The following is a 23858-nucleotide window of genomic DNA, read 5'->3' as shown; positions in this document are numbered from 1 at the left end:
ACCTAGCCGGCTTTAGCTGTCTGGCTTTTCGGACTCAGTGCCGGGACCTTCCCGCCGTAGCACCGAACGCACCTGGCCCCGTCTTTGTTTCTCATACAGTTTGCGCGGCAAGGTGTAATCCCCCCGCGGGATATACACAGGGCGCTGCGGATACAGCTCGCGTGCAATTGCATGTTGCTGCGCAGTGACCTCCATTGTGCGCTGTGCGGCCTTGATCGCCGCCTCAAAGTCCTGCAACCGTTTCGCAGTACGACGCTGATACTTTTCAGCAAACTCGGCGAAATCCATTACCACTCACCCACCTTTTTGCTCCCCCAATTTTCGTCCGTGTTTGGCACGTGCGGCTGATTCGGTGCCGGTTTAGGGGCCGAAGTTTCTTGTGGACCCCCCGTGTCCGAGCTGTGTGAAGCAGCCTGTGTGTTCATCATTCCAAGTTTTTCCTGAGGAGGTGTCGGTTCCGGCACATCTGCTAGATGTGGAGGAGGCGTAATTACCCCATCACCCACCGGCGGCTGCGGAGTTGGCGCAGGTGGTGGCGCCGGTGGTGGCGTAGGAGTCGGCTCCGGAGCGGGGGTAGGCGGCGGGGTTGGTTCAGGGGTTGGTTCAGGTGCTGGTGGCGTGCAGCACTGCTCACCACAGACGCAGTGCGCCGATTCGGTCAGTGTTTCAGCGAAGAACTCAATGCATCCCAGCACCGCAGCGACACCCATCTGACCAAGCGGGCCGCAAGCAACCTTGGCCGGTGCACACTCGGGTGCAGGCTGCGGCTGGAACTGGGAAGTGACGTCGCACCCCACCGTGTTTGTCAAAGAGCTAGCAACGGTTTCCAGCCCCTGCCCCAGATTCACGTTGGTATTGATCCCGCCATTGAGTGTGAAATCAAACTGCAGGTTCACTGGCACATTCACCGGCATATTCACGGAAGCAGGCACAACCTGGGTCAGCCTCTCCAAGGTAGGGATCACCTGCTTGGCTACGTCAGCGACACCGCCCTCCGGCGCCGGTGGTGGTGCAGGCACCGGAGCTGGTTGTGGCGCTGGTGCCGGTCCAGGCGCTGGTGCCGAAGTCGGGCAGGGATCTGCTTGAGGCGCCGGCTGTGGGCAGGGGTCTGCTTGGGGTTCCGGCTTGAGCACAGGCACAGAAGGCGGGCACGCACAATTGCCATACTGCACCGGTGCCTGAGGCTGAGTCTCTGCGGCGGTACAGATATTGTTCGCAATTTCATCCAGGGCGATTTCTACCGTGTTGTTGCAGTCTTGCAAGGTTTCAACCGAGCCGCGCATTGCATTGATCACCAAATCCGCGGCAGCCGGAACGAGATTGCTAAACCCCGCCCTCAGCAGCGTCTTTAGCATCTCAGCAGGTGGCTGGAGAAGCAGCTCCACACCAACCTTCGTGGACTCCTGCACCGTTTCGATGCAGGAGCAGCACTGCTCAATGCGGGTAGCCACCTCGTCTCGACGAGCAAAGTGCTCCTTCTCCAACTTCACATCAGTACGCTCGCGCTCCGCGATGCCTTCGTTTTCAAACCAGCGCCTGGCAAACCCAGGCTCTGGCAACAGGCCCGCCTGCGGTGCTAGCGCCAACCCAATGCCGCGCAATGCATCTGCCGCGGCAAGAAACGTGCGCAAATCTTGTCCCTCGGATTTGTTCAGCAGCAGCATCAGATCCGCTGCCAATGACGCTGCGTGCGCACGCTGATCAGCACGCACCTGTGGCGAGTTGTCCAACAACCTCACCACGTTTTTGATCTCTCGGCCAAGCGTGAGCAGCACGCTGCCATGTGTTGCCGTACTCACAGCCCACTCACCCCGCCAAACGCGGCGGCACCAGAACCATCCTGGTTTTCTACGTCATCTACCAACGCCAAGATGCTGTTCCACGTGCCCCTGCGGTTATCAAGGTAGGACAGCGTTATGCCGTGGAGGGTTTCCAGTGCGCTCACAATCCGCGCCCCCTGGGCAGCAAACCCCTCGCCGAAATCAACGGCGCGCACGTCTACCTTTTCCCGGTTCAGTTGCGCCGCGGTCTCTTCATACGTTGCCATCGCCGCGCTGAAGCGTGAGCGCAGCTCGTCTGTATCAAGCTCCGGGCCCCAGTGTGCCTCCATGCGTAAACCCCCAATCCTGGTATTGAAAAATCCTTCCTCATATTCAGACTGCGAAAAAGGCCCGCTGGTTCCCTGCCCGGCAGAAAAATTTTTCTACACGGGTAATACAGGGATCCGAGCGGACCTACACCTGACTAAAAATGAGGCCTTCGCCCCCAGGATGAGCTGCGCTACACAGCTGCGACTACCGCTGCCAGCGCGCCTGCGACCTTGCGCGCCTGCTCCTCGTCGGCTGCTTCCACCATGACGCGGAAGAGCTCTTCGGTGCCGGACGGGCGAAGCAGCACTCGGCCGGAGGAACCCAGCTCCGCCTCAGCCTCGCGGATAGCTTCCTGGACCTCGACTGCATCCATGATTTTGCCCTTGTTGGACACCGGTACGTTGATCAGCACCTGCGGCAGCACCTTCATCACGCTTGCCAGCTGCGCCAAGGTCTTGCCGCTTTCCGCCATGCGGGCCATGAGGCTCAGGCCGGTCAGTGTGCCGTCGCCAGTCGTGGCATGTGCCGGGATCACCAGGTGACCGGACTGCTCGCCACCGAGCGAGTAGTCGCCACGGCCGAGCTCTTCGAGCACGTAGCGATCCCCCACCGCGGTTTCTTTGAGCTCAATACCCTGCTCCGCCATAGCCAGCTTCAGGCCAAGGTTGCTCATGACCGTGGCTACCAGCGTGTTGTCGTGCAGCGCGTTGCGTTCCTTCATGCCGGTGGCCAGGATCGCCATGATCTGGTCACCGTCCACAATGTTGCCCTCGGCGTCCACAGCAAGGCAGCGGTCCGCGTCACCATCGTGGGCAAGGCCGATGTCGGCGCCGTGCTCCACCACGGCCTCCTGGATCTGCTCCATGTGGGTGGAGCCGGAGCCGTCGTTAATGTTGAAAGCGTTCGGCTTGTTAAAGATGGCAACCACCTCAGCACCCGCAGCAGCATAGGCCTTCGGTGCCACCTGGGAGGCCGCACCGTTGGCGCAATCCACTACAACCTTGATGCCGGACAGGTCAGCAGAGACCGCCTCTTTCAGGTGCGCCAAGTAGCGCTCCTGTGCATCCGGCGCCTCCTCAATAACGCGGCCGATGCCGGTGCCGGTCGGTCCCGTCTCATCCAGCTGCGCCATCGCAGCCTCAATCTCGTCTTCCACATCATCCGGCAGCTTCTTGCCGCCGTCAGAGAAAAACTTGATGCCGTTGTCCGGCATCGGGTTGTGCGAGGCGGAGATCATAACACCGATGTCGGCGCCGTAGTCGTCGGTAAGAAATGCCAGGCCCGGGGTAGGGATAACGCCAACGCGCAGCACATCCACACCCTTCGAGGCCATGCCAGCCGCCATCGCCGCAGCCAGCATCTCACCGGATACGCGCGGGTCGCGGCCAATCAGCGCAGTCGGCCGACGGCTCTCGGAGCGACGGTCCTTGGTCAGTACGGTTGCGGCCGCTGCCCCCAGTTTCAGTGCCATCGAGGCCGTCAGCGCTTCATTAGCCAGGCCGCGGACACCATCAGTTCCAAAGAGTCGAGTCATGCGTTTCATTATGCACGCCCCCTTCTGCCTCAGCCCCATCATTCGAATGTGTCGCTTCACAGCAGCCGGCATCCACGTTGCTTCTTTTCCGTAGCATGGCGGGTCAAGGTAACAACTCACACACAGCGAAGGAGAGATCCATGAGTGTTCCCTCAGGTCCCACCGCACGCGATATTGAAGTTGATGTCCTAGTCGTCGGCTCCGGTACCGGATTAGCTACCGCGCTCTACGCCGACGATCTGGGCTTGGATGTACTTGTCATTGAAAAAAGCGAGTACGTCGGCGGTTCCACCTCCATGTCCGGTGGCGCATTTTGGGCCCCCGGAAACCACGTGCTGCAGCGCGACGGTTTCGACGACACCGTGGAACGCGGCCTGGAATACGTCGATGACTTGGTTGGTGATGATGCCCCGCGTGAGCGTTGGGAAGCCGTTATCAAGGCGGGCCCGGCCGCAATCAAGAAGTTGGACGAGCTGACTGAGCTCAACCTGTTTTGGGCAAAAGGCTACTCCGACTACCACCCTGAGCGCCCTGGTGGTGCCGCCATTGGACGCACCTGCGAAGCGAAGCCGTTTGATCTGCGAAAGCTTGGAGATGAGCGGGGCCGCTTCCACCCGCCAGCCATCGAAGCCCCCTTCCCCATGCCGGCAACCGGCGCGAACTATAAGTACCTCAACCTGATTACCAAGCTGCCCGTAAAGGCCCTGCCGCAAGCCGCGTGGCGCACCATCCAAGGCATCGGGGGCTTGGCCATCGGCCGCGAATATGTAGCAACCGGCCAGGCCACAGCGGGTGGTTTGTTCCACGGCTGCGTGAAGCGCAACATCCCGATCTGGACGCGCACCCCAATGACTGGGCTGCTGCAGGACGACGCAGGCCGCGTCACCGGCGTGACCGCCTCCCAAGACGGCAAGAACGTGACCATCCGCGCACGCAAGGGCGTGGTCTTGGCCGGCGGCGGGTTTGAGCACAACATGGATTGGCGTCAACGGTTCCAGTCCCCCACGCTGAGAAAGGACATGACGCTAGGAAATGACGCCAACTTCGGTGACCTGATCTCCATCGCCGTAGACCAGGCCGATGCGGAGACCAGCTTCATGGATCAGGCGTGGTGGTTCCCGTCGCTCGCCCCAGTAGAGGCCGACGGTGGGCCGAAGATCATGCTTGCAGAGCGTTCCCTGCCGGGCTCCTTCATGGTGGATGAGCACGGCACGCGTTTTATTAACGAGTCCACTGATTACATGACCTTCGGCCAGCGCACCTTGGCGCTGCGCGAGGAGGGCCGCGCCAACGATCTCTGGCTGATTTTTGATAAGGCGTATAAGGATTCCTACCTGTTTGCCTCGGAGATCTTCCCGCGGATGCCGTTCCCGCAGGAGTGGTACGACGCTGGTGTGATTGTTGAGGCAGAAACCCCGGAGGAGCTCGCCACCAAGGTTGGGCTGCCCGTCGATGATTTTGTGCAGCAAATGCAGTCCTTCAACGCGGACGCACAGGCGGGTGTGGACGCTCAGTTCTGGCGCGGCGATTCGTTGTATGACAACTACTACGGCGACCCGACAAACCTTCCAAACAACAACCTGCGTCCGCTCAGCGGCAAGCTGTATGCGGCACGTATGGTGCTGTCGGACCTGGGTACTTGCGGCGGCCTTTCCACTAATGCGGAGGGAACCGTGCTGCGTAACGACGGCTCCCCCGTACCCGGCCTCTACGCCCAGGGCAACACGGCCGCGAACGTCTTCGGCACCGTCTACCCAGGTGCCGGCGCAACCATCGGCCAAGGTTTGGTGACAGGCTGGATCATTGCCAACCACGCCAAAAGTGCCTAGGCAGGCAGGGTAAGTATAGGCAAAGCAAAAACGCCGCCACCCAGGAAACGGGTTGCGGCGTTTTGTACGTACTGCAGTAAGTGCCAGCGATTAACGCTTGGAGTACTGCGGTGCGCGACGTGCCTTGTGCAGACCAGCCTTCTTGCGCTCCACTGCACGAGCGTCACGGGTGAGCAGGCCAGCCTTCTTCAGGGTGGTGCGCTCAGCCGGGTTGTAGATGTTCAGTGCGCGGGCGATAGCCAGGCGCAGAGCACCGGACTGGCCGGTCGGGCCACCACCGGAGATGTTGGCCTTGATGTCGAACTGGCCCTCGCGCTCCAGCAGCGTCAGCGGCTGCAGGATGTCCTGCTGGTGCAGCTTGTTCGGGAAGTAGTCCTCAAACTCGCGGCCGTTAACGGTGATCTTGCCTTCGCCCTCGACCACGGTGACGCGAGCGATTGCACGCTTACGGCGACCAACGGTCTGGATCGGGCCTTCGTGCAGCTGCACCGGCTCAACTGCCTCGGCTGCCTCGTCCTGCTCAGGAGCGATAGCGTCGGCGATGGTGTAGTTGAACTCCTCGGTTGCAGCGGTAGCAGCGTCGATGTCGGTGTCGAGCGCCTCAGCTGCGGTTTCCTCGGTGTAGTTGTTCTGCTCGGTCATTACTGTGCCACCTGCTTAAACTCGTAGGTTTCCGGCTTCTGAGCAGCGTACGGGTGCTCTTCGCCGACGAAGACGTGAAGCTTCTTGATGGACTGACGGGAAAGCTTGTTGTGCGGCATCATGCCCTTCACAGCTTCCTCGATCACGCGGTCCGGACGCTCGTCCAGTGCGCGGCCGAGGGTCATGGACTTCAGACCACCCGGGTAGCCGGAGTGGCGGTAGCGCATCTCACGATCGCGCTTGTTGGACGAGATGTGGATCTTGTCAGCGTTGATCACAATGACGTGGTCACCGGTGTCAACGTTCGGTGCGTACTGCGGCTTGTGCTTCCCGCGCAGAATGTCTGCAACGGTGGAAGCGAGCTTGCCCAGCACCACGTCGGTAGCGTCGATGACGTACCACTTACGGGTAATGTCACCGCTCTTCGGGTGGTAAGTAGACATGCATGACTCCTTAAAGTCTGTCTAGATGGCTGCCGGCCAAATCTGTTCAAACATGTGCATCTTGCTTATCGACGGCGGCCGGTGGAGACCCGACGACAACCACGCACAACACCCACACATGGGTGCCTGCACGACACACAGGTGGATAACCTTACGTCATCCGAGGTTCATCCACCAAAACCCCAAAGAATCTAAAAGAGCAGCGCCCCGCCCACCAGCCGAACCGGAGTTCATGAACGTTATGGCTAGTGTGCGAGGCGCCGCCTCCCCCATATTCTGTTGTATCCCCCTTCCCCCGTTCCCCTTGCGTCCACGGCCCCCATCACCCGTGTACCAAGGGGAAGTCTGTAGTTAGTGTTTAGCCCCAGCTGTTGGCTGCTGCGTTGTTGACGGCCATCATCTGGTTGTTGCCCTCATCCACAGTCTCAGCGATCTGGTTGAGGATGCGGTTGAGGTCCTCAGCGGCCTGGTCCCACTTGGCCTGGTGCGCGTAGTATGCATCGCGGGCCTCACCCTCCCAGGTGTCCGTCATCGGCTTGATGATGTCTTTGAGGTCCCCCAGCTGGCCATTGATGCGCTGTGCGGAGGAACGGATGTCCTGCGCGGTGTTGGAGATCTGGGCGAAGTTGTACTTGATCTGCATGTTGAAAGTCCTTCTCTACTCGTTTGCTCTGCTCGTTTACAGCGCCAGACCCGGGGTGGCGGCGATGCGGTCGATGTTGTCGGTGGTGGTCACGTCCGTGTTCTCGAAGTTCTTTGCGTTGTCACGGATGTTGTTGGAGATGTCGCTGAGTGCCTCCGTCAACCGGCGCTGGGCATCGTCGTAACGAACCATCAACTGGTCGAAGCTCTGCTGCGCGCGGCCCTCCCAGGAGCTGCGGACGGACTGCGCCACATCCTGGATGCGGTCGATTTCACGGTTGACATCTGCGTTGACGTTGTCCGCGTGGTCCGCGGTGGAGCGCATGACGTCGGCTTCGGTCTTGAATTGGCTCATGGTGGTTTCCCCCTTGTAGGTGTTAGGTGAGAACAGCCGGTATGCGATGAACTGTTCACTTATTTGGACTGGCTAAACGGCCTTCAGGTTCCATCGTTTTGCAAAAAACTTTTTGGAAATCCCGTGACCTGCTGAAACTGTGTAAAAATTTTTTGGAACTCGCCCTGTTTTGGCCTGGTTTTAGCCCGCTGCGGGCGGTGAGAATTCGGCGGAGTCGAATGCCATGCGGCACGTTGCTTGCTGCACGGTGGTCGGCGCGGTGCGGGTGTGGCAGGCCACGAAGATTTGGTAGTTGTCGTGCGGCCAGGTCTTCCACAGCACCTCGGATCCGTCGCCGGGAAATTCGAGGTAGGTCAGCGAGTGTCCATCCGTATCCACAAGCTGTGTTTCCGGGTCCGCTTCGATGTCACGCAAGACCTGCTCAGCCATGGTGTGCGCGGGCAGGTTGTACAGCTGCTCGACTGCCATGTGCAGGCGAAAATCTGGATCCAGACCGGTGGCGCGCCACGTGTCCTCATCCTCAGCGAGGGTAAAGCCGGCGGGCAACTCCACTCGCAGCCCGTCTTGTTCCAGCACAACTGTTTGTGGCTCAACAGGCTGGGCAGGCTCCGTCGTGGTCACCTCGCTCGTGGTCACCACGGTTGTAGCCGGCACCGGCTCCGCCTGGGCGCTTGCCGGCGGGGAGTTCCAGGCACGCATTGCCCACACCGCACCGAACCCCACCAGCACTACGACTGCCGCCAGCGCCGCACCCAGCAAGTACAGCGGCCACTGGCTGCGCTCTGCAAGCGGCTCTTCCGGCTCATCTACCAGCCAGTTTTGCTCCCAGTCCTCTTCCACCCCAAAGGGCTCGTGGGGCTCTTTGGGCTCTTGCTTATCGACGTCCACGCTAACCCCCACCAACTCCTCCAAGGTCAACGCCACGTCATAGTCCGCAAACGCCGCCTCCAGGCGCGCTAAGCGCTCAGCGGACGCGGTGATGTGCACGGGCGCGCCTTCCGGAAACGGACCAAGGACGTTTTTGGCGTAGGCGACAATTTCGTGTTCCGACGGTGCGTCGAAACGGTGCAGGTTCGCCGCCCCGGTAAACACGGTCGATCCGTCCGTTACCGTGATGCGCAGTTTTGGCTGCTGCTGGCTGAGCTGATTCATAGGTCCTCCCCCTCTTCATATGGTGCGGCAACCTGGATGGCGCCGACTGTTGATCCCAGTTGCACAAGCGTTGCGCGCCCCGGCGCAAGCGGGCCGGGACGAACCCCGAAGACGCTGCCCTCATCGCGCGTGCCGTCCATGACCAGCGCGTCCGGGTGGATGTCTTTAACCGCGCCCAAAAACCCGCCGAACAGTGCGCGCGAGATCCCGCTTAGCTTCCTGGCACAAATCACGTGCAAGCCGATGTCGCGGGCGTGCGGGATGTACTCGGCGAGGTCCCGCAGCACCGCGTCGTTGACTAGGTCTAAGTCATCGATCACCAGGTACAACTCTGGGCCCTGCCACCAGGAGCGTGCTGCTAGCTCAGAGGGCGAAATATCCGCACCCGGTAGACGCGAGGCCAACGTGTGGCACAGCGCCTTGACCGCGTCATCGATAGAGGTTGAAGACGCCCCATAAGCGGCGATCATGTCGTCGCTGGCGCGCCCCAGGTGTGCCCGGCGCGGGTCCAGGATCACCATCCGCGCCTCTTCGCGCGGCAGTGCCTCGATGGCGCGGATGGTGGTGGCGATGAACGTGGATTTTCCGCACCCTGCCCCGCCGGCTGCAACCACGTGGCCGGAGGCGCACCACACCGGTTCCAGGCGTGGGCCGCCAACGCCGAGTGGGATTGGGGTGGTTGGGGGCGACGGCGGGGCGTCGATAAGCACAAGCCCATTGACGTGGGTGGGAAGCACCTTGAGCTTTGGCACGCGCGGCTGTGTGGCGGTGACCTGGGCGATGTGGGCGAGGTCTTCCGCGGTGGTGCGGGCGATCAGCATGACTTTACCCGCTGGAGTAACGCCGATGCCGGGGCGGTTTGGCAGGGTGGTTTGGACCTTGCGGTCAATCAGCGAGTCCATCGGCTCGGTGAGTTTCATCTCCCAGCGGGTGGCCACTAGGTCGCGGACGCCGGAGCGGACCGCGCTCCAGCGCTGGGTTGTCAGCACCAGGTGGATGCCGGCGGCCGGGCCTTCAGAGGCGATGCGGGTGAGCGGATCGCGCAGGTCTTCGAGTTTGGAGTCGGTGGCAAGGAGGGTGTGCCAGCCGTCCACGAGCAGGACCGTGTGGCGGGTCGGTTGTTGCTGGTGCTCGGCCTCAGCATCGATCACGCCGAGCAACTCATCGACGATGCGGCGCACCTTCTCCTCATCACCACGCGTGGCGGTGCCCGCAACGTGCGGCAGCACCTCTAGGTCTGACAACCCGCCGCTGCCAGCATCGATAGCGTAGATCGCCACCTGGTCCGTGGTGTGCGTCAGCGCAAGCGACGCCGCCAGGGTTTTGAGCGCTTCCGACTTGCCGGTCTGCGGCGCACCCGCCAACGCCACGTGCCCACCCGAAGCACTTAAATCCAGCAGCAAGGTGTCCTGGCGCTGGTGATAGGGCTCATCCACCAGGCCCATCGGCACCTGTAGCGCGCCGAAGTTGTGTTCACCGGGACGCAGCGCGGAAAGCTCCAACTGCGCCGGCAAGGGCGGCAACCACACCTGGTGTGCCCGCATGCCCGCCTCCTCGGCGAACCTGCGGGTGGTTTCCACCACCGCATCCACCACCGTTGTAGAGGTGTCAGTCTCCGTGACCGTCTCCGGCTTTGGTGGGTTATCCAGCGCCTCCTGCTCGGCATCCCAGGCGTGGAACGGCCTCACCACGACCGGCCCTACCGGCGCCTGCGTGACCACGCTGCGGGTGACCGGCCCTGAGACGTAGGCCGCGCGAAAACGCGTCAGCTGAGGCGCACCGGCCTTGAGGTATCCCGAACCGGGCTCGCCAGGCAGCTCGTAGGCGTCCGGCACACCGAGCACCTGGCGCGACTCGGCGGCAGAAAACGTCTTCAAGCCGATGCGGTACGACAGGTGGCTATCCAGCCCGCGCAGCTTGCCCTCTTCCAGGCGCTGCGAGGCCAACAGCAAATGCACCCCAAGCGAGCGCCCCAACCTGCCGATAGCCACAAACAGATCCGCAAAGTGCGGGTGTTGGGTCAAAAGCTCCGAGAACTCATCGACAACCACAACCAGCGCCGGGAGCGGCTCCAAGTTGGCGCCGCGGGCTGTACCCGCGAGCCGCTCCGCGGTGTAGTCCGTGATGTTGGCAAAGTTGCCAGCCTTGCGCAGCAGCTCTTGGCGGCGATGCATCTCACCCGACAGCGCGTCATACATACGCTCCACCAGCACCGCCTCATCCTCCAAGTTGGTGATCACGGCGCTGGTGTGCGGCAAGCCCTCACAGCCAAGGAAGGTCGCGCCACCCTTAAAGTCCACCAGGACCAGGTTCAGCTCATCCGGCGAGTGGGTGGCAGCGAGGGCAACAACGAGGGTCCGCAACAATTCCGACTTTCCACTGCCTGTTGCCCCAATGCACAGACCATGCGGCCCGGATCCACCGTGGGCGGCCTCCTTCAAATCCAGAAACACTGCCTGGCCGTCCGGGGTCGCACCGATCGGCACTGTCAGGCGCTGGCGCGTGCCCTCGCGGCCCGGCCACATGGACTCCATGTCCGCCGAATCCAGCCTGTCCAACCCCAACATGGACAACACGTCCGCCCCACCGGAGCCTGCGGATTCCTCCGGGCGACGATAAAACGCGAGCAAGCGGGCAAGGTGCTGCGCTTCCACATCACGGAAGTCATCCGGCACGCCAAGCGGCTCCGCACCGGTTGCTGTGTGCGCCGTGATCGTGTCCGTGCACACCAGGTGCAGAGCGTCTTCGTCCACAACGTAGTGCGGGTCCGGGTGGATGGTGATCACGCAGTCGCTCTCGTGCGCTGCCATGGCTGCGGCCGCGGCGGAGCCTGTGTGGAGGGCGCTGGTGGGGGTTAGCGTGGCGTCGACAAGCGAAATGCGCCACTGCGCCTGCTCAGGCCTGCGGGCGTGCGGTAACCACTTTGACCAGGCAAACGGCGCACGCGAGGCGTCAATGCCCACCAGCTCCGGGCCGTGGAAAAACGCCAGCTGGCACACAATGGAGGCCGCCACCTCCGCCGCGCGCGGACCCGCCAACGTGACTGCCGGAAACGCCGCCAGCTGCACCACAATCGGCATCTGGTGCACCGCGCTGACCGCAGCCACCGTGCGCCGCAGACTCACCGCGCACACCGGGTCCAGATCTTCCGGCGAGCCCGGATCATCCACCTCCACCGGGGTGGCCAACGCCGTCGCGCCCGTGCCCAGCCGGACCTGGAGGGCCTGTGGGTGCGTGTCGCCCCGTTCCCACACCCGCTCCGAGGCAACTCCCGTAGCCAACTCGCCCGGCGCGGGGTGTACGAACGTGGAGTGTTCGCGCTGCTTCACGGCGTTAGTGCGGGCGCGACCCACCAGTGCATCTAAGTGACGCAGGTAGACGCGCCGGGTCTCATCGATGTCGCCTTTGCCCTCGGTGGGGTTGAACATGGCGACCATGCCAATCAACATCATTAAAGGAAAGACCAGCATCATCGGGCTCATCTGGCGCCCCGAGGCCACCATCAGCCCCATCACGGCAGCGATTGCCACCACCATCACCACCGGGATGAGCACCCGGATCAGCGGCAGCGGCTGATCTTTCTGGGCCGCAGGCACGGCCTCAGCGTTGAGCGCTCCCTGCGGCATCGGTGGTGGCTGCTGCTCCGGCATCAGCACACCGTGGGTGGGTGCAAGAACTGGGTTGCGGTCGCGGCCAAGCATTCTGCCTGTTTCCCCCTTTGTCACAGTGCCAACAGGCGCCGATTCCCCCAGAACCGGACCCCCAAACCTGCAGGCGTTGGTGGAAGTATAAACCCAATGTGCGGCCTGCACGCATGTTTTTTAAGAATTTTGCTAGACACAGCTTGTGCGCTGGTGCATACTGATGGCCAGCTGCGCGGCTTAAAAAAGGGGGTCCGCGCAAACACTTACTTTGGGGGGATAGAACCATGGTTGCTACATCGGCGCACCACGTTGTGCGTGTCACGGTGCGGGTTTCGGTAGCGTCAACTCACCGCGACATCGATGTCACACTGCCTACCGCATCCACGCTGGCAGAGGTGCTGCCGGAGCTTGCGCGCATGATCGACATTCCGCAGGTGCACCGCCCGTGGGAGGCCACTACCGTCGCAGGTGCCCCGCTGGACATGCACACACCACTGCATAAGCTTCGGCTTTTCGACGGCTCCGTGATCACCTTCCACCCCATCGAACCGCCCTCCGCCCCTGTGGTTCGCGACGCCGCCGAGTCACTGAGCGCTGCCGCCGAAGGTACTGGCGAGGCGCGCGGGTTAGATGTGCTCGCAGGCGTTGTCGGCGCGGTGGGCATTGCCGGGATTGCCAGCCGCTTTGCTTCGCTGCCCGTCGCCTTGGCGGCATGCGCGATGGTGGTGTTGGTAGTGGCGGCAGTGTCGCGCTCACGTGTGTTGTACGGCTTCGTGCCTGCGATCACCGCGCTTGCGGTAGGTGCGTTTGTTGCTGGACCGCGCGCCACCTGGATGGGGCCAGGAGATCTGGCGGTGGCAGCGATGAGCGGGGCGTTTGCCGCACTGACCACCATGGCGGCGGGTGCCGTGGTGCGCCTCGTTGGGCCGGCGCTTGCCGCCGCCTACTGCACCGCTGCGGTGTTGGTCAGCGTCGCCGCCTTGGGTGCGTGGCTGCCCGACCGGGACGCCCCGGCTGCTTTGGCCGTACTCGCGGGACTAGTCACCGTCATGGCTATCCCCGGCGTGGCCAGCCGCGCAGCAGGCTTGCAAATCCCGCGCATCCCCACGGCCGGCGAGGAATTCACCGGCTCTGACGGCTACCAGCTGGATGTGGACGCTCGCAGCGCCAACGCGATCGCGATTGCGGACGCCATGGCGATTGCCGTTGCCATCTGCACCATCCCCGCTTTTGCTGTGATCAGCTGGCATGCGGACGGCCGCGTTGGATGGGTCTCGGCGTTTGCGTTGACCGCCGCGGGCGCTATGGGGCTGCACGCCACCCGCCACCACTACCCGGCGTCCCGAGTGGCGTTAACGCTGACCACCCTGGCCGCACTGTGCGCATTGTTTGGCGCTGTCATCGTGGCTCAGGACCCACACCCCGTGCTGATCGTGCTGGCGGTACTGCTTCTGCTTGGCATCAGCACCACCCCACTGTGGGCGCCACACCTACCCACACTGGAGCCGACCACGGTGGTGTGGTTCGAACGCGCCGAGGCCGCCGCCATCATGGCAGTGATCCCGCTTGCGGTGCAGCTCACCGGCCTCTTCGGACTGATCCGGGGGCTCTAAGGATGCGCGCTCGACGTTGTGTTCGTGCGGGTGCCCTTGCCGCGGCGCTGGCAGCTCTGGCACTGTCTGTGCCAGCGTTTGCACCCGTTGCCGCCGCCCAGGATTACGCCTGCGCCGTGCCCGCCCACCTACCGGCAGACATGCCACTTCCCGCACCGGGACCAGAGCGTCATGCGCTGCACCGCTTCGCCACCGGCGCCGGCGTCCGCGTAGCGGTCATTGATACTGGTGTGGCCCACCATCCGGAGCTAGACCAGCTCATTGCCGGCCGCGACTTTGTCGATGCGGGCGCGCCAAACCCGTTTGCGGACTGCGACAGCCACGGCACCATCGTGGCCGGCATCATCGCAGGCACCAGCCGCGGCATCGCTCCCCACGCAGAGATCATCAGCATCCGGCAAACCTCCGCCCACTACCGCAACCGCGCCGGCGACGCCGAGCTTGCCGAATACGCAGGCACCCTGGAAACCCTCGCCGCCGCCATCCACAACGCGCTCGACGAGCACGCACGCGTGATCAACATCTCTGTTGTCTCGTGCCTGCCACCGGAGGTAGCCCAGCTTGTAGATATGGCGCCGATTAACGACGCCCTGATGCGCGCCGAACACTCCGGCGCCGTCGTCATAGCAGCAGCCGGCAACACCACCGAAGCCTGCGAGCAGGGCTTCAGCGTCATCCCCGCCCACTCCCCAACCGTGATCGCCGTAGGCGCTCGGGCCACCAACCACGCGCTTGCGGACTACTCCATTACCGTGCCCGGCCCGTTCGTCTCCGCCGACGGCACCGTGTCCTACGCGCTTGCCTCCGACGGTGCGGGCTGGGCTACCGGCACCGTCGCCGGCCGCGACCGCATCTCCCAGTACGTGGGCACCAGCTTCGCCGCACCAAGGGTGACCGGCTCGATTGCCTTGCTGCTGCAGCGCTACCCGTACTTGAGCCCACACCAGGTGCGCGAGCTAGTGTTCGCCGCCGCCGAACCCGGTCACGGCGCGATCGATCCGATGCGCGTTATCTCCCAACTGCCACCCGAAACACTTGAGGAACAAGCCCCCGTGCTCATCACCCCGGCGGCGCAGGAACGTTCCCTGGCACCGGGCCGCGGGCTTATCGTCATCGCCGGCGCACTGCTGCTCGCTGGAGTAATCACGATCGCGCGCAGCCTCCGGCGCTAATACTCCGGCGCTAATACTCCGGCGCTAGTACCGGTCTAGTAGGTGGCCGTCAGCGCGGCCTCCCGCGTCAACGCCTCACCCTCCGGCAGCAAGGCGAGCAGCCCCCACGGCACCGTGTCCATTCGAGCCACACCGACGGTCTCCAACGTCAGTGCCTCAGCGGCCGCATGCCGCAGCCCATTCGCAGAGACCACGTGAAACCCGAAGCCGGAGTCCACCCCCACTGATCCCGCGTGAAGGCCCGCGAAGTGTGTCGCCACCGCGGTGCCGGAAAGCTGCACCGCCCCGCGCAGCGCCTCCTCGTAGGAAACGGCACCGGCGCCGCCAACTTCATCCACGCACACGGCGCGGCGCGCGGGATCCACCCACATCGGGATCTGCTCCGGCAACCGCAGATCAAACGCTGGCTCCAGGTCCGGGTAGGACGCGAGTTGGGGTTGGGTGATGTGGGTGGTGTTCGCGCCGGCGTCGATAAGCAAAAGCTCCTGAATGCGAGTAATTGGCTGCACCGCACCATTGACAAGCAACCAGCTGCCGGCCGGGGTGCGCACAATCTGCGGCAAGGGGTGCGGCAACGCGTACGGCGGCAGCTCTTTCAGGACGGTGATAAGTGCTGGTGGCGGGGACCATCGCGGCGTGGTGGCGCTGACGCCCAGGCCGCGGCGGATGATGCGGCCTTCCGGGGTGGTCGGTGGCGGCAACTGTGTGCGGCCCGCCGCGGTAACCACCCACTCGCGGTTATCCGCCACCGCCAGCACCGCCTCCGAGGGCAGCAAGGCCTCAGGCGCTTGATCGGCGCGCACCACCACATCCGTACCGGCCTGGCACACGGACCAAAATTCATCTTCCGAATCCGCCGGCGCGAACACCGCCGGCGCGGACACGATCCCTACCGGAACACCCTTGCGCAGCTGCCCCAACGCCTGCTCACCCACCCGCGCCGGCTGCGCGGCAGAACCCGCAATCAGGCGCGCAGAAGCGAGATTGGTCACCGGGTGTGCGACCCCATCTACCTGTACGAACAGGGACCCATCGCTGGCGCGTAAAATCGGCGCCTCCCCCGGGTCTGGGTTTGGTCGCATCCACGCAAACAACCCCATCACCCCTGAAACCAGCAGCACCGCCACCATGCCAAACACCATGGCGCGGCGCCTGGATGACAGCGGATCGTGGATCATGCGGACGTCACCAAAAACGATGCCGTGTTCAACGCGCCTGCGCATGAAGCGGTGACCAGAAACCTGCGTTTTGGTGGTTGGCAACAGTTTTGCCATGGTTTTTACCCCTCCCCCGATTTCCCCCAATTGCAATATCGCAATTGCAGTAAGCGCTCATCCTACCTTGGACTGCGCGCGGGCGTGCAGCGATGGGCTAAAAACCTGTGGTGCTTGCGGTACTTGTGCCGCCTGCAGGCGCCAGCAGCGGCACGGCATCGGAGCCGTTGTTCAGGGCGTTAGCACGCATGGCCGTAATCTCCGCCGGGCTAAACGCCGCGTTGACAGCAAAGATCACCACTTTGCCCTTGCGATACACCGGGGTCATGCCTTCAGAAGCCCACAGCCCCAGCTTGGCCTCCTGGTTTGTACGCTGGAAATGCCAGAAAGGATCCGGGCTAACCATATAGAAGTTCACGTCCAGCGCCTCGACTGCCTTGTCTGCAATGTTCGTGGCACGCGGTTGGCCACGCAGGCCCTCACCGATGTCATCCACGTTCCAGTACGTGATGTCAAAGGCTGTGCCGCGCCCACCCGTGGGCCACAGGTAGTGCCGTGACATGGTGGGCACTCCGTTGTAGGCGTACATCCAAGAGTGCCCATCGGCGGGGTCGCCCATGGTGTAGCCTTCAAATGCCTTCGGCTGGGTGGCAAGCCAATCGAACGCGGCCAGATCATCGGCGCTGACCATGCGTCCGCCGCTTCGTGGGCTGGCGAAAGAATCCTCCGCGCCTGCAACCGTCTCCGCGCGCACGGCGGGCACCGCCACCGCACCAAGGACCAACGCCACAGCCACCGACGCCGCCGTTGCTGCCGACCGTGCCGCTGTGCTTTGGGAGCGCGCGGCCAGCGGCGCCAGCGTTACCAGCCGCACCATCGCGGCCAGTGCCACCGCCACCGCAGCCACCACGCACATCACCACCGGAAGAATCAACCGGTGCGGCGTGTTGTAATGCAGATTGCCCAACACGTTGAGCGCGGTGCCGAAGCCGTTATCAAACTGGTCAATCGCATTGACCGCGGCGCACAGGCTGATCGCATACACCAGCACCGGCCACACCTGGCCGCGCCAAAACACCATCACCACGGCGCCGATCAGGGCGAGCCACAGCACCACAATCGCGTCCGCTTGGGCAAAGTTGGGGAAGAACTGATCCACGTGGCGCGTCTGCATGTAGAAGGCAGAGGCCCAGGCGTCGGTGTCTTTAAACGCCTCGTCTGCACGCCAGCCCGATACTTCCTCAGCCTGCGTGGAGCCCGCCAAAATCTGCGGCAGGAACGCCACCGAGGCACCCAGTGCCGGCGCGCCCAGCCACAGCAGGTCACTGATCCGGCTGCGCGCGGGCTTGATTACTAACGACGCCACCCACGCCAACGCCACACACACCACCACAACAGTGACCGCCGAAGGGTGCGCGCACAGCACGCCTAAGAAACCCAGCGCCGCCGGCAGCGCCGACGCATGGTGGAACGGCACCCGCAGAAACAGCCACACCACGGTGCCGGTCAGCGTCATGGCAAACAGGTAGGGCCACATGCCCACGTAATCAGACACCCACAGAATCTGCGGTGCGCCGTACACAAGGGCCGCGGCAAGGCCCGCGGCAATCTGCGCCGTCAGTCCCCGCGAGCGCAAAAACGCCAGCACCAAACACGCCATGCTCATCGGCAGCGCAATGCCAGGCAGCACGATCTGGCTGATGTTCAGCGCCGGAATCGGCTCCAAGCCGGCGGCCTCAGCAAACAGCGCCACGCCCGCGTGGAAGCCAGAGGGGTACAACAGTGCCGCGTGGGTCTCGAGGTTCTGCAGCTCGCCCATCCTCGTTGGGGAGGCCACACCCGTTTCCATGATGAAACGCACTGCGTTGGCGTGCCACTGCACGTCCCAGCCCTGCACGATGTTGTCCAGGCCATTTGGCAGGCGGCGCAACCACCCCAACCTATCGGTGATGCTCATCCATGCACCCACCGCCACGCCAAGGCCAGGAAGCACCCACGCTGGGGCCAGCACGCTGCCCGCGCGCCAATCACCAGGGAACAGGGCCCGGCGCCAGCTCACCTCGCCGCCGCGCCGCCGTGCCCTACGCGCAAACGCATAACGCCACGCTGCCGCCGCGGCAAGGGCGAGCACCCAGCTGACCGTGAACGTCCATAAGTTAAACGGCGCCGTGGTCAGCCCCCACATCCAGGCGGACATGCCGATCACGCCGAAGCTGACCGGGAGCGCTGCCGCCATCGCCGCCGGCGCGCGCATGCCAGCAACCCAGTTGACTACAAAGCCCGGGAGCATGAAGAAGATGAGCGCGAACCACACGGCGGCAGTCGACGTCATGGCTCCTCCAACTCATAGCCCGGCAGGGTGAGAAATAAGTACGCAAGCATTCTAGCTAGAGGCTCCGCTTATCCCTTGTTACCGCCACCCGCGCGGCCAAATCCTCCTCCCGCGGGTACGTCACCCCAGTCAGCGTCAGCCCCTTCGCCGGCGCCAGCTGCACCTGCGGATCACGCGCCGACTTGCCCAACAACTCAAGCGCCCACGCCAAATCCTTGCGGCCATCGGCCACCATCAGACATGTCGCTGTCAGGGCGCGCACCATGTTCCAGCAAAACGCATCCGCCTGGATCCGCGCCTCATACAGCTCCGGCTCCGCCTCTGTAGACACATCGTGCCAGGTAAAGGACTGCACGTGCCGAATCGTCGTCGCATGCTCCCGCGGCCTGCAAAACGCGGCGAAGTCATGCAACCCCACCAGCACGTCCGCCACCTCCTGCGCGCGCTGGATATCTATCGGCTTGCCCCACACCGCCGTGTCGCGCACCCGCGTCGGCAACGCCCCCGCCGGGTGCGTGGTCACCCGGTACGTGTAGGAGCGGGTCAGGGCGGCAAAGCGTGCGTCGAAAAGCATGGGCACCTCGCGCACCGCAAGTACCCTGATGTCATCCGGGAGCAATTTTGCTAATCGACGCACCAACGCCCCCACCTCCCCCAACGAGCGCTGCGCAAGCGCCGCCGCCGGAATATCCGCATGCGCCACCTGGCCGCTTGCGTGCACGCCAGCATCCGTGCGCCCCGCCACCGTCAGCGTAATCGGGGCGCGCAGAACCAAACTCAGCGCATCCTCGATCGTGGCCTGCACCGTTCGAGTGCCCTCCGTCTGGCGGGCCCACCCGTGAAAGTCAGTGCCGTCATAAGCGATATCCAGACGGATCCGCAGCGTCTCCTGCTCCACAGCTATGCAATCCACGTTTCTTTATCCGGAGTGGTCTGCGTTTGCAGCAGATCATCCAAGATGGCAAAAAACGCGTCCTTATCGAACTTCTCAATCACCTCAGCATTCGGCTGGAAGTTGTCGAACTTGTCCCAGCCCATTGCCGAGAAACCACGAGTCAGCTCAGACGCCGTCTCCACATCCACCCGGTACGGCGAGCTCTTGGTAACCAGCTCCGGGTACAGCAAGGCTGCCAACGTAGCCGAATCCGGGTGCGTCGAACCATCCACACCCACCGACTCGTTGAAATCCAACGTGGTGTCACATACAGCCTTGAAAAAGTCCGAAATGGGGGTGCCAAACGCACAACGCTTGTCATACTCCGCACGCGTAATCGTGGCATCCACCAACGTCACCGGATCCCACGGCAACACCACAATGCGCTCAAAGCCAGCAGTGAACACAATCTGGGCAGCTTCCGGGTCCACATAAAAGTTGAACTCCGCCGACGGCGTAATGTTGCCGCGCCCGTTGTTCGAACCACCCATGATGTAAAGACTCTTCACGTTGTGAACAAAGCGACGATCCTTCACAATCGCCGTAGCAATATTGGTCAGCGGGCCAATCGCCACCACGGAAACTTCACCCGGGCGCTCAGCCGTGAGGCGCAACAGCGCATCCACTGCGTGCTCATCCTCCGCCGTTGCCGCATCAAAATCCATGGTCAGCCCACCCGAGCCATCACCATGCACGTTCTCCGCCGACGCCCACGGGCGCAACATCGGCTGCGAACAGCCCGTAAAGATCGGGATCTGCCCAAGCTTGCCCATCACGTTCAGCGTTAGCTGCGCGTTCTGAATCTGACGCTCAAAACCAACGTTGCCAGCAACCATGGTGATGCCAAGCATCTCAGCGCGCTCACTCATTGCCCCAAGCAGGATGGCAACGCAATCATCCTGCGCGGTATCAGTATCAAGAATGAAGGGGATCTTCTCAGCCATGGCAACTACTGTAACTGGCAAAAGAAAACCGGCACTCAGGGCCTTTCGACCCTAGGTGCCGGTTGTTCAAAGCCTTCAAGGCTCGGCGCAGATTACTTCTGCTCCTCAGCAGCCTCCTCGGCAGCTTCCTCGGTTGCCTCAACCTCTTCGGTTGCAGCTTCCTCAGCAGCCTCAGCCTTCTCTGCCTCAGCCTTCTCTGCTTCTGCCTTCTCAGCCTTCTCGGCCTCAGCCAGGCGGGAAGCAGCAGCGCGGGCGGTGCGGGACGCCTCGTTAGAGACGGTCTCCTCCGTCACCAGGGAGATGTGTACCATCGGCGCATTGTCGCCAGCACGGTTCTCCAGCTTGATGGTGCGGGTGTAGCCGCCCTCGCGGCCGTCGAAAAGCGGAGCAAGGTCGTTGAACAGGTGTGCAACGATATCCTTGTTCGGCAGCTCAGCAGCAACAGCGCGGCGGTCAGCCAGCGTGCCACGCTTCGCCTTGGTGATCAGCTTCTCAGCGTAAGGGCGAAGCATCTTCGCCTTAGCCTCAGTGGTCTTGATAGCACCGTGCTCGAACAGGGACTGAGCCAGGTTAGCCAGAATGTGGTTCTGGTGCTTGGCGGACCCTCCGAGACGGGCACCCTTCTTAGGGGTAGGCATGTTCGTACTCCTCGTGTGCGGTTATGTGAGCGCTAGCTCAAAGAATGTTCTTTCTACTCTGTTGCCTACTCAGCGTCGTCCGCGCTGGTATCAACGTAGTCGCCGGTCTCGGCGTCATAGCCCTCGATCTGGGTCGGATCGAAATCTTCCGGAGCGTCCTTCAACGTCAGACCCAAGCTAGCCAGCTTGATCTTCACCTCATTGATGGACTTCTGGCCAAAGTTGCGGATGTCCAACAGGTCGGACTCCGTGTACTCAGCCAGCTCGCCAACGGTGGAGATCTCCTGTCGCTTCAGGCAGTTGTAGGAACGCACGGAGAAGTTCAGGTCCTCAATCGGCATGTTGTAGGCAGCGATGAACTCCGTCTCCTGCGGGGACGGGCCAATCTCGATGCCCTCAGCCATGGTGTTCAGCTCACGTGCCAGGCCGAACAGCTCCACCAGGGTGGAACCTGCGGAAGCCAAAGCATCGCGCGCGGACATGGAGTTCTTCGTCTCCACGTCAATGATGAGCTTGTCAAAGTCGGTGCGCTGCTCAACACGGGTTGCCTCAACCTTGTAGGCAACACGGGTCACCGGCGAGTAAATCTGGTCGACCGGGATGCGGCCAACCTCGCCACCGGAGTTGGGCATGGCCGGGACGTAGCCGCGGCCGCGCTCCACAACAAGCTCCATCTCAAGGCGTGCGCCCTCATTCAGCGACGCAATGTGCAGATCCGGGTTGTGGATCTCAACGCCAGCCGGCGGCTCGATGGAGCCAGCGGTGACGGTGCCCGGGCCCTCGACGTTCAGGTACATAACAACCGGCTCGTCAGAGTCGGAGGAAAGCACCATGTCTTTCACGTTGAGGACGATCTCGGAGACATTCTCCTTGATGCCGTTGATCGTGGTGAACTCGTGGAGCACACCGTCGATCTTGATGGAGGTCACGGCTGCGCCCGGGATGGACGACAGCAGCGTGCGGCGCAGGGAGTTACCAAGGGTGTAACCGAAACCAGGCTCGAGCGGCTCAATGATGAACTTCGAGCGGTTGGTGTCGATGTATTCCTCAGTCAGTTGCGGGCGCTGAGAGATGAGCATGAACTTCTCCTTATTCGGCAACCACTATCTGATGCCGGTAGGAACGGATATTTTACAAGCGCTATGAACGCTAAGAAGTGGACTACTTCGAGTAGAGCTCGACGATGAGCTGCTCCTGCAGCGGAACGTCGATCTGAGCGCGCTCGGGCAGCTGGTGCACGAGGATGCGCAGGGTGTCCGGGACGACCTGCAGCCAGGCCGGAACGACGGAGTCAAGCAGGTTGTCCTGGGCCTCTTCGAACCACAGCATCGAACGAGACTTGTCGCGCACGTCGATGATGTCGTACTGAGTGACCTTGAAGGACGGCACGTCAATTGCCTTGCCGTTCACGGTGAAGTGACCGTGGGAGACAAGCTGGCGAGCCTGGCGGCGGGTGCGAGCCAGACCAGCACGGTAGATGACGTTGTCCAGGCGGGACTCCAGGAGCACCAGCAGGTTGTCACCGGTCTTACCCGGGAGGCGGTTGGCCTCCTCGTAGTAGCGGCGGAACTGCTTCTCCATCACGCCGTAGGTGAAGCGAGCCTTCTGCTTCTCCTGCAGCTGGAGCAGGTACTCAGATTCCTTGATGCGGGCGCGGCCAGCCTGCCCCGGAGGGTACGGGCGACGCTCGAAGGACATGTCGCCGCCGACCAGGTCGACGCGGAGGCGACGGGACTTACGGGTAGCAGGGCCGGTATAACGAGCCATGTTCTCTTACCTCTTTCCTTTCAGCCTTAAACGCGACGACGCTTCGCCGGACGGCAACCGTTGAATGGCTGCGGCGTCACGTCGGAGATCGACGACACCTCCAGGCCAGCGGCCTGCAGGGAACGGATAGCGGTCTCGCGGCCGGAGCCCGGACCCTTAACAAAAACGTCAACCTTCTTCATGCCGTGCTCCATTGCCTTGCGGGCAGCGTTCTCGGCAGCCATCTGCGCAGCGAACGGCGTGGACTTACGGGAGCCCTTGAAGCCGACGTGGCCGGAAGAGGCCCAGGAGATGACAGCACCAGTCTCGTCCGTGATGGACACAATGGTGTTGTTGAAGGTGGACTTGATGTACGCGTGGCCAGCGGCCACGTTCTTCTTTACGACGCGACGTCCACGACGCGCGCCAGCACGAGTCTTCGGTGGCATGTTTTACTTCTTCTTTCCTGCGATGGTCTTCTTCGGGCCCTTGCGGGTACGCGCATTGGTCTTGGTGCGCTGGCCGCGAACCGGGAGGCCACGGCGGTGGCGCAGACCCTGGTAGGAGCCGATCTCAATCTTGCGGCGGATATCCGCCTGCACCTCACGACGCAGGTCACCCTCGACGGTGTAGGAGGACTCAATTGCGTCACGCAGTGCTGCAAGCTGATCGTCGCTCAGGTTGTCAGTGCGCAGGTCAGGAGAAACGCCCGTCTTCTCGAGCAGTTCCTTGGCACGGGCCGGGCCGATGCCGTAGATGTAGGTCAGTGCGATCTCCATGCGCTTGTTACGCGGCAGATCAACACCTGCAAGACGTGCCATATCGGGTCACGTTCCTTTCGGGTTGTTACGGTGGTTTTCTCCCTATCCGTCCGCGCCAGGCAACACTTTGTCCGGACCGTGCCGGAGAGTGGGTTGTGGTTTCGCGCGGCTTC

The 23858-nt window shown here is 62.8% G+C and carries 22 protein-coding genes; 3 read left to right on the top strand and 19 right to left on the bottom strand.

Annotated elements, in window-relative coordinates; genetic code table 11:
* Positions 1-12: 12 nt before the first annotated feature.
* The 4 genes from I6I71_RS05045 to glmM form a co-directional block, all read right to left on the bottom strand.
* Positions 13-288 (bottom strand): hypothetical protein, encoded by a 276-nt coding sequence (locus I6I71_RS05045; RefSeq protein ID WP_201822698.1) that lies wholly within the window; start codon positions 286-288, stop codon positions 13-15.
* Positions 288-1799 (bottom strand): superantigen-like protein SSL4, encoded by a 1512-nt coding sequence (locus I6I71_RS05040; protein WP_201823744.1) that lies wholly within the window; start codon positions 1797-1799, stop codon positions 288-290. Before I6I71_RS05040 ends, I6I71_RS05045 begins: the two co-directional genes overlap by 1 nt.
* Positions 1796-2110 carry a hypothetical protein gene (locus I6I71_RS05035; protein ID WP_201822696.1) on the bottom strand — a complete coding sequence of 105 codons (315 nt, stop codon included), beginning with the start codon at positions 2108-2110 and terminating at the stop codon, positions 1796-1798. Before I6I71_RS05035 ends, I6I71_RS05040 begins: the two co-directional genes overlap by 4 nt.
* Before the next feature lie 170 nt (positions 2111-2280).
* On the bottom strand, positions 2281-3624 hold the full coding sequence (gene glmM / locus I6I71_RS05030) for a phosphoglucosamine mutase (RefSeq protein ID WP_201823397.1): 1344 nt from the start codon (positions 3622-3624) through the stop codon (positions 2281-2283).
* Positions 3625-3764: 140 nt separating this feature from the next.
* Between glmM and I6I71_RS05025 the strand changes: the two genes are divergently transcribed.
* A complete protein-coding gene (locus I6I71_RS05025; RefSeq protein ID WP_201822694.1) occupies positions 3765-5453 on the top strand; it encodes an FAD-dependent oxidoreductase in 1689 nt (562 codons plus the stop codon).
* Positions 5454-5543: 90 nt separating this feature from the next.
* Here the strand turns inward: I6I71_RS05025 and rpsI are convergent, their stop codons facing one another.
* The 6 genes from rpsI to eccCa all read right to left on the bottom strand — a co-directional run bounded on the left by rpsI (position 5544) and on the right by eccCa (position 12388).
* Positions 5544-6095 carry a 30S ribosomal protein S9 gene (rpsI, locus tag I6I71_RS05020; protein ID WP_070493751.1) on the bottom strand — a complete coding sequence of 184 codons (552 nt, stop codon included), beginning with the start codon at positions 6093-6095 and terminating at the stop codon, positions 5544-5546.
* Positions 6095-6538 (bottom strand): 50S ribosomal protein L13, encoded by a 444-nt coding sequence (gene rplM, locus I6I71_RS05015; RefSeq protein WP_052205343.1) that lies wholly within the window; start codon positions 6536-6538, stop codon positions 6095-6097. The genes rpsI and rplM overlap by 1 nt, the downstream gene beginning before the upstream one ends.
* Before the next feature lie 358 nt (positions 6539-6896).
* The gene (locus I6I71_RS05010; RefSeq protein ID WP_052205344.1) at positions 6897-7181 is read right to left on the bottom strand and encodes a WXG100 family type VII secretion target; all 285 of its coding nucleotides are present in this window, start codon (positions 7179-7181) and stop codon (positions 6897-6899) included.
* Positions 7182-7217: 36 nt separating this feature from the next.
* Complete coding sequence (locus tag I6I71_RS05005; RefSeq protein WP_052205345.1) at positions 7218-7535, bottom strand: WXG100 family type VII secretion target; 318 nt, start codon at positions 7533-7535, stop codon at positions 7218-7220.
* Positions 7536-7715: 180 nt separating this feature from the next.
* Complete coding sequence (locus tag I6I71_RS05000; RefSeq protein WP_201822692.1) at positions 7716-8687, bottom strand: type VII secretion-associated protein; 972 nt, start codon at positions 8685-8687, stop codon at positions 7716-7718.
* Positions 8684-12388 (bottom strand): type VII secretion protein EccCa, encoded by a 3705-nt coding sequence (eccCa, locus tag I6I71_RS04995; RefSeq protein WP_201822691.1) that lies wholly within the window; start codon positions 12386-12388, stop codon positions 8684-8686. The genes I6I71_RS05000 and eccCa overlap by 4 nt, the downstream gene beginning before the upstream one ends.
* Before the next feature lie 227 nt (positions 12389-12615).
* Here eccCa and eccD point away from each other — a divergent pair, with 227 nt between their 5' ends.
* Both eccD and I6I71_RS04985 read left to right on the top strand, forming a co-directional pair.
* Positions 12616-13944 carry a type VII secretion integral membrane protein EccD gene (gene eccD / locus I6I71_RS04990; RefSeq protein ID WP_201822690.1) on the top strand — a complete coding sequence of 443 codons (1329 nt, stop codon included), beginning with the start codon at positions 12616-12618 and terminating at the stop codon, positions 13942-13944.
* Positions 13945-13946: 2 nt separating this feature from the next.
* Positions 13947-15116: a S8 family serine peptidase gene (locus I6I71_RS04985; protein WP_201822689.1), complete on the top strand. Its 1170-nt coding sequence runs from the start codon at positions 13947-13949 to the stop codon at positions 15114-15116.
* 35 nt (positions 15117-15151) lie between these two features.
* On the opposite strand, the gene eccB is transcribed toward I6I71_RS04985, so the two are convergent.
* The 9 genes from eccB to rpsM form a co-directional block, all read right to left on the bottom strand.
* A complete protein-coding gene (gene eccB / locus I6I71_RS04980; RefSeq protein ID WP_201822688.1) occupies positions 15152-16390 on the bottom strand; it encodes a type VII secretion protein EccB in 1239 nt (412 codons plus the stop codon).
* Positions 16391-16487: 97 nt separating this feature from the next.
* Positions 16488-18662, bottom strand: a complete 2175-nt coding sequence (locus I6I71_RS04975) for a DUF6541 family protein (RefSeq protein WP_201822687.1) — start codon at positions 18660-18662, stop codon at positions 16488-16490.
* A gap of 55 nt (positions 18663-18717) precedes the next feature.
* Positions 18718-19575, bottom strand: coding sequence for a tRNA pseudouridine(38-40) synthase TruA (gene truA, locus I6I71_RS04970; RefSeq protein WP_236587398.1), 858 nt, complete (start codon positions 19573-19575; stop codon positions 18718-18720).
* Positions 19563-20540 carry a nucleoside hydrolase gene (locus tag I6I71_RS04965; RefSeq protein ID WP_201822686.1) on the bottom strand — a complete coding sequence of 326 codons (978 nt, stop codon included), beginning with the start codon at positions 20538-20540 and terminating at the stop codon, positions 19563-19565. Before I6I71_RS04965 ends, truA begins: the two co-directional genes overlap by 13 nt.
* A 92-nt stretch (positions 20541-20632) precedes the next feature.
* Positions 20633-21178: a 50S ribosomal protein L17 gene (rplQ, locus tag I6I71_RS04960; protein ID WP_201822684.1), complete on the bottom strand. Its 546-nt coding sequence runs from the start codon at positions 21176-21178 to the stop codon at positions 20633-20635.
* Between the two features lie 65 nt (positions 21179-21243).
* Positions 21244-22257 carry a DNA-directed RNA polymerase subunit alpha gene (locus tag I6I71_RS04955; RefSeq protein WP_052205353.1) on the bottom strand — a complete coding sequence of 338 codons (1014 nt, stop codon included), beginning with the start codon at positions 22255-22257 and terminating at the stop codon, positions 21244-21246.
* 82 nt (positions 22258-22339) lie between these two features.
* Positions 22340-22945: a 30S ribosomal protein S4 gene (gene rpsD, locus I6I71_RS04950; protein WP_052205354.1), complete on the bottom strand. Its 606-nt coding sequence runs from the start codon at positions 22943-22945 to the stop codon at positions 22340-22342.
* Positions 22946-22971: 26 nt separating this feature from the next.
* Positions 22972-23373: a 30S ribosomal protein S11 gene (gene rpsK / locus I6I71_RS04945; protein ID WP_052205355.1), complete on the bottom strand. Its 402-nt coding sequence runs from the start codon at positions 23371-23373 to the stop codon at positions 22972-22974.
* Between the two features lie 3 nt (positions 23374-23376).
* Positions 23377-23745 (bottom strand): 30S ribosomal protein S13, encoded by a 369-nt coding sequence (gene rpsM / locus I6I71_RS04940; RefSeq protein ID WP_052205356.1) that lies wholly within the window; start codon positions 23743-23745, stop codon positions 23377-23379.
* Positions 23746-23858 lie beyond the last annotated feature (113 nt).

This window comes from Corynebacterium riegelii (assembly GCF_016728505.1).
Classification (GTDB): Bacteria; Actinomycetota; Actinomycetes; order Mycobacteriales; family Mycobacteriaceae; genus Corynebacterium; species Corynebacterium riegelii.
The sequence above is the reverse complement of the archived record's forward strand: the minus strand, read 5'-3'. Positions and strand labels throughout refer to the sequence as shown.

What these genes read in the sequence shown, in the direction of transcription:
- I6I71_RS05045 (WP_201822698.1), bottom strand. Translation starts at nt 288, where the DNA reads ATGGATTTCGCCGAGTTTGCTGAAAAGTATCAGCGTCGTACTGCGAAA.
- I6I71_RS05035 (WP_201822696.1), bottom strand. Translation starts at nt 2,110, where the DNA reads ATGGAGGCACACTGGGGCCCGGAGCTTGATACAGACGAGCTGCGCTCA.
- glmM (WP_201823397.1), bottom strand. Translation starts at nt 3,624, where the DNA reads ATGACTCGACTCTTTGGAACTGATGGTGTCCGCGGCCTGGCTAATGAA.
- I6I71_RS05025 (WP_201822694.1), top strand. Translation starts at nt 3,765, where the DNA reads ATGAGTGTTCCCTCAGGTCCCACCGCACGCGATATTGAAGTTGATGTC.
- rpsI (WP_070493751.1), bottom strand. Translation starts at nt 6,095, where the DNA reads ATGACCGAGCAGAACAACTACACCGAGGAAACCGCAGCTGAGGCGCTC.
- rplM (WP_052205343.1), bottom strand. Translation starts at nt 6,538, where the DNA reads ATGTCTACTTACCACCCGAAGAGCGGTGACATTACCCGTAAGTGGTAC.
- I6I71_RS05010 (WP_052205344.1), bottom strand. Translation starts at nt 7,181, where the DNA reads ATGCAGATCAAGTACAACTTCGCCCAGATCTCCAACACCGCGCAGGAC.
- I6I71_RS05005 (WP_052205345.1), bottom strand. Translation starts at nt 7,535, where the DNA reads ATGAGCCAATTCAAGACCGAAGCCGACGTCATGCGCTCCACCGCGGAC.
- I6I71_RS05000 (WP_201822692.1), bottom strand. Translation starts at nt 8,687, where the DNA reads ATGAATCAGCTCAGCCAGCAGCAGCCAAAACTGCGCATCACGGTAACG.
- eccCa (WP_201822691.1), bottom strand. Translation starts at nt 12,388, where the DNA reads ATGCTTGGCCGCGACCGCAACCCAGTTCTTGCACCCACCCACGGTGTG.
- eccD (WP_201822690.1), top strand. Translation starts at nt 12,616, where the DNA reads ATGGTTGCTACATCGGCGCACCACGTTGTGCGTGTCACGGTGCGGGTT.
- I6I71_RS04985 (WP_201822689.1), top strand. Translation starts at nt 13,947, where the DNA reads ATGCGCGCTCGACGTTGTGTTCGTGCGGGTGCCCTTGCCGCGGCGCTG.
- eccB (WP_201822688.1), bottom strand. Translation starts at nt 16,390, where the DNA reads ATGGCAAAACTGTTGCCAACCACCAAAACGCAGGTTTCTGGTCACCGC.
- I6I71_RS04975 (WP_201822687.1), bottom strand. Translation starts at nt 18,662, where the DNA reads ATGACGTCGACTGCCGCCGTGTGGTTCGCGCTCATCTTCTTCATGCTC.
- I6I71_RS04965 (WP_201822686.1), bottom strand. Translation starts at nt 20,540, where the DNA reads ATGGCTGAGAAGATCCCCTTCATTCTTGATACTGATACCGCGCAGGAT.
- rplQ (WP_201822684.1), bottom strand. Translation starts at nt 21,178, where the DNA reads ATGCCTACCCCTAAGAAGGGTGCCCGTCTCGGAGGGTCCGCCAAGCAC.
- I6I71_RS04955 (WP_052205353.1), bottom strand. Translation starts at nt 22,257, where the DNA reads ATGCTCATCTCTCAGCGCCCGCAACTGACTGAGGAATACATCGACACC.
- rpsD (WP_052205354.1), bottom strand. Translation starts at nt 22,945, where the DNA reads ATGGCTCGTTATACCGGCCCTGCTACCCGTAAGTCCCGTCGCCTCCGC.
- rpsK (WP_052205355.1), bottom strand. Translation starts at nt 23,373, where the DNA reads ATGCCACCGAAGACTCGTGCTGGCGCGCGTCGTGGACGTCGCGTCGTA.
- rpsM (WP_052205356.1), bottom strand. Translation starts at nt 23,745, where the DNA reads ATGGCACGTCTTGCAGGTGTTGATCTGCCGCGTAACAAGCGCATGGAG.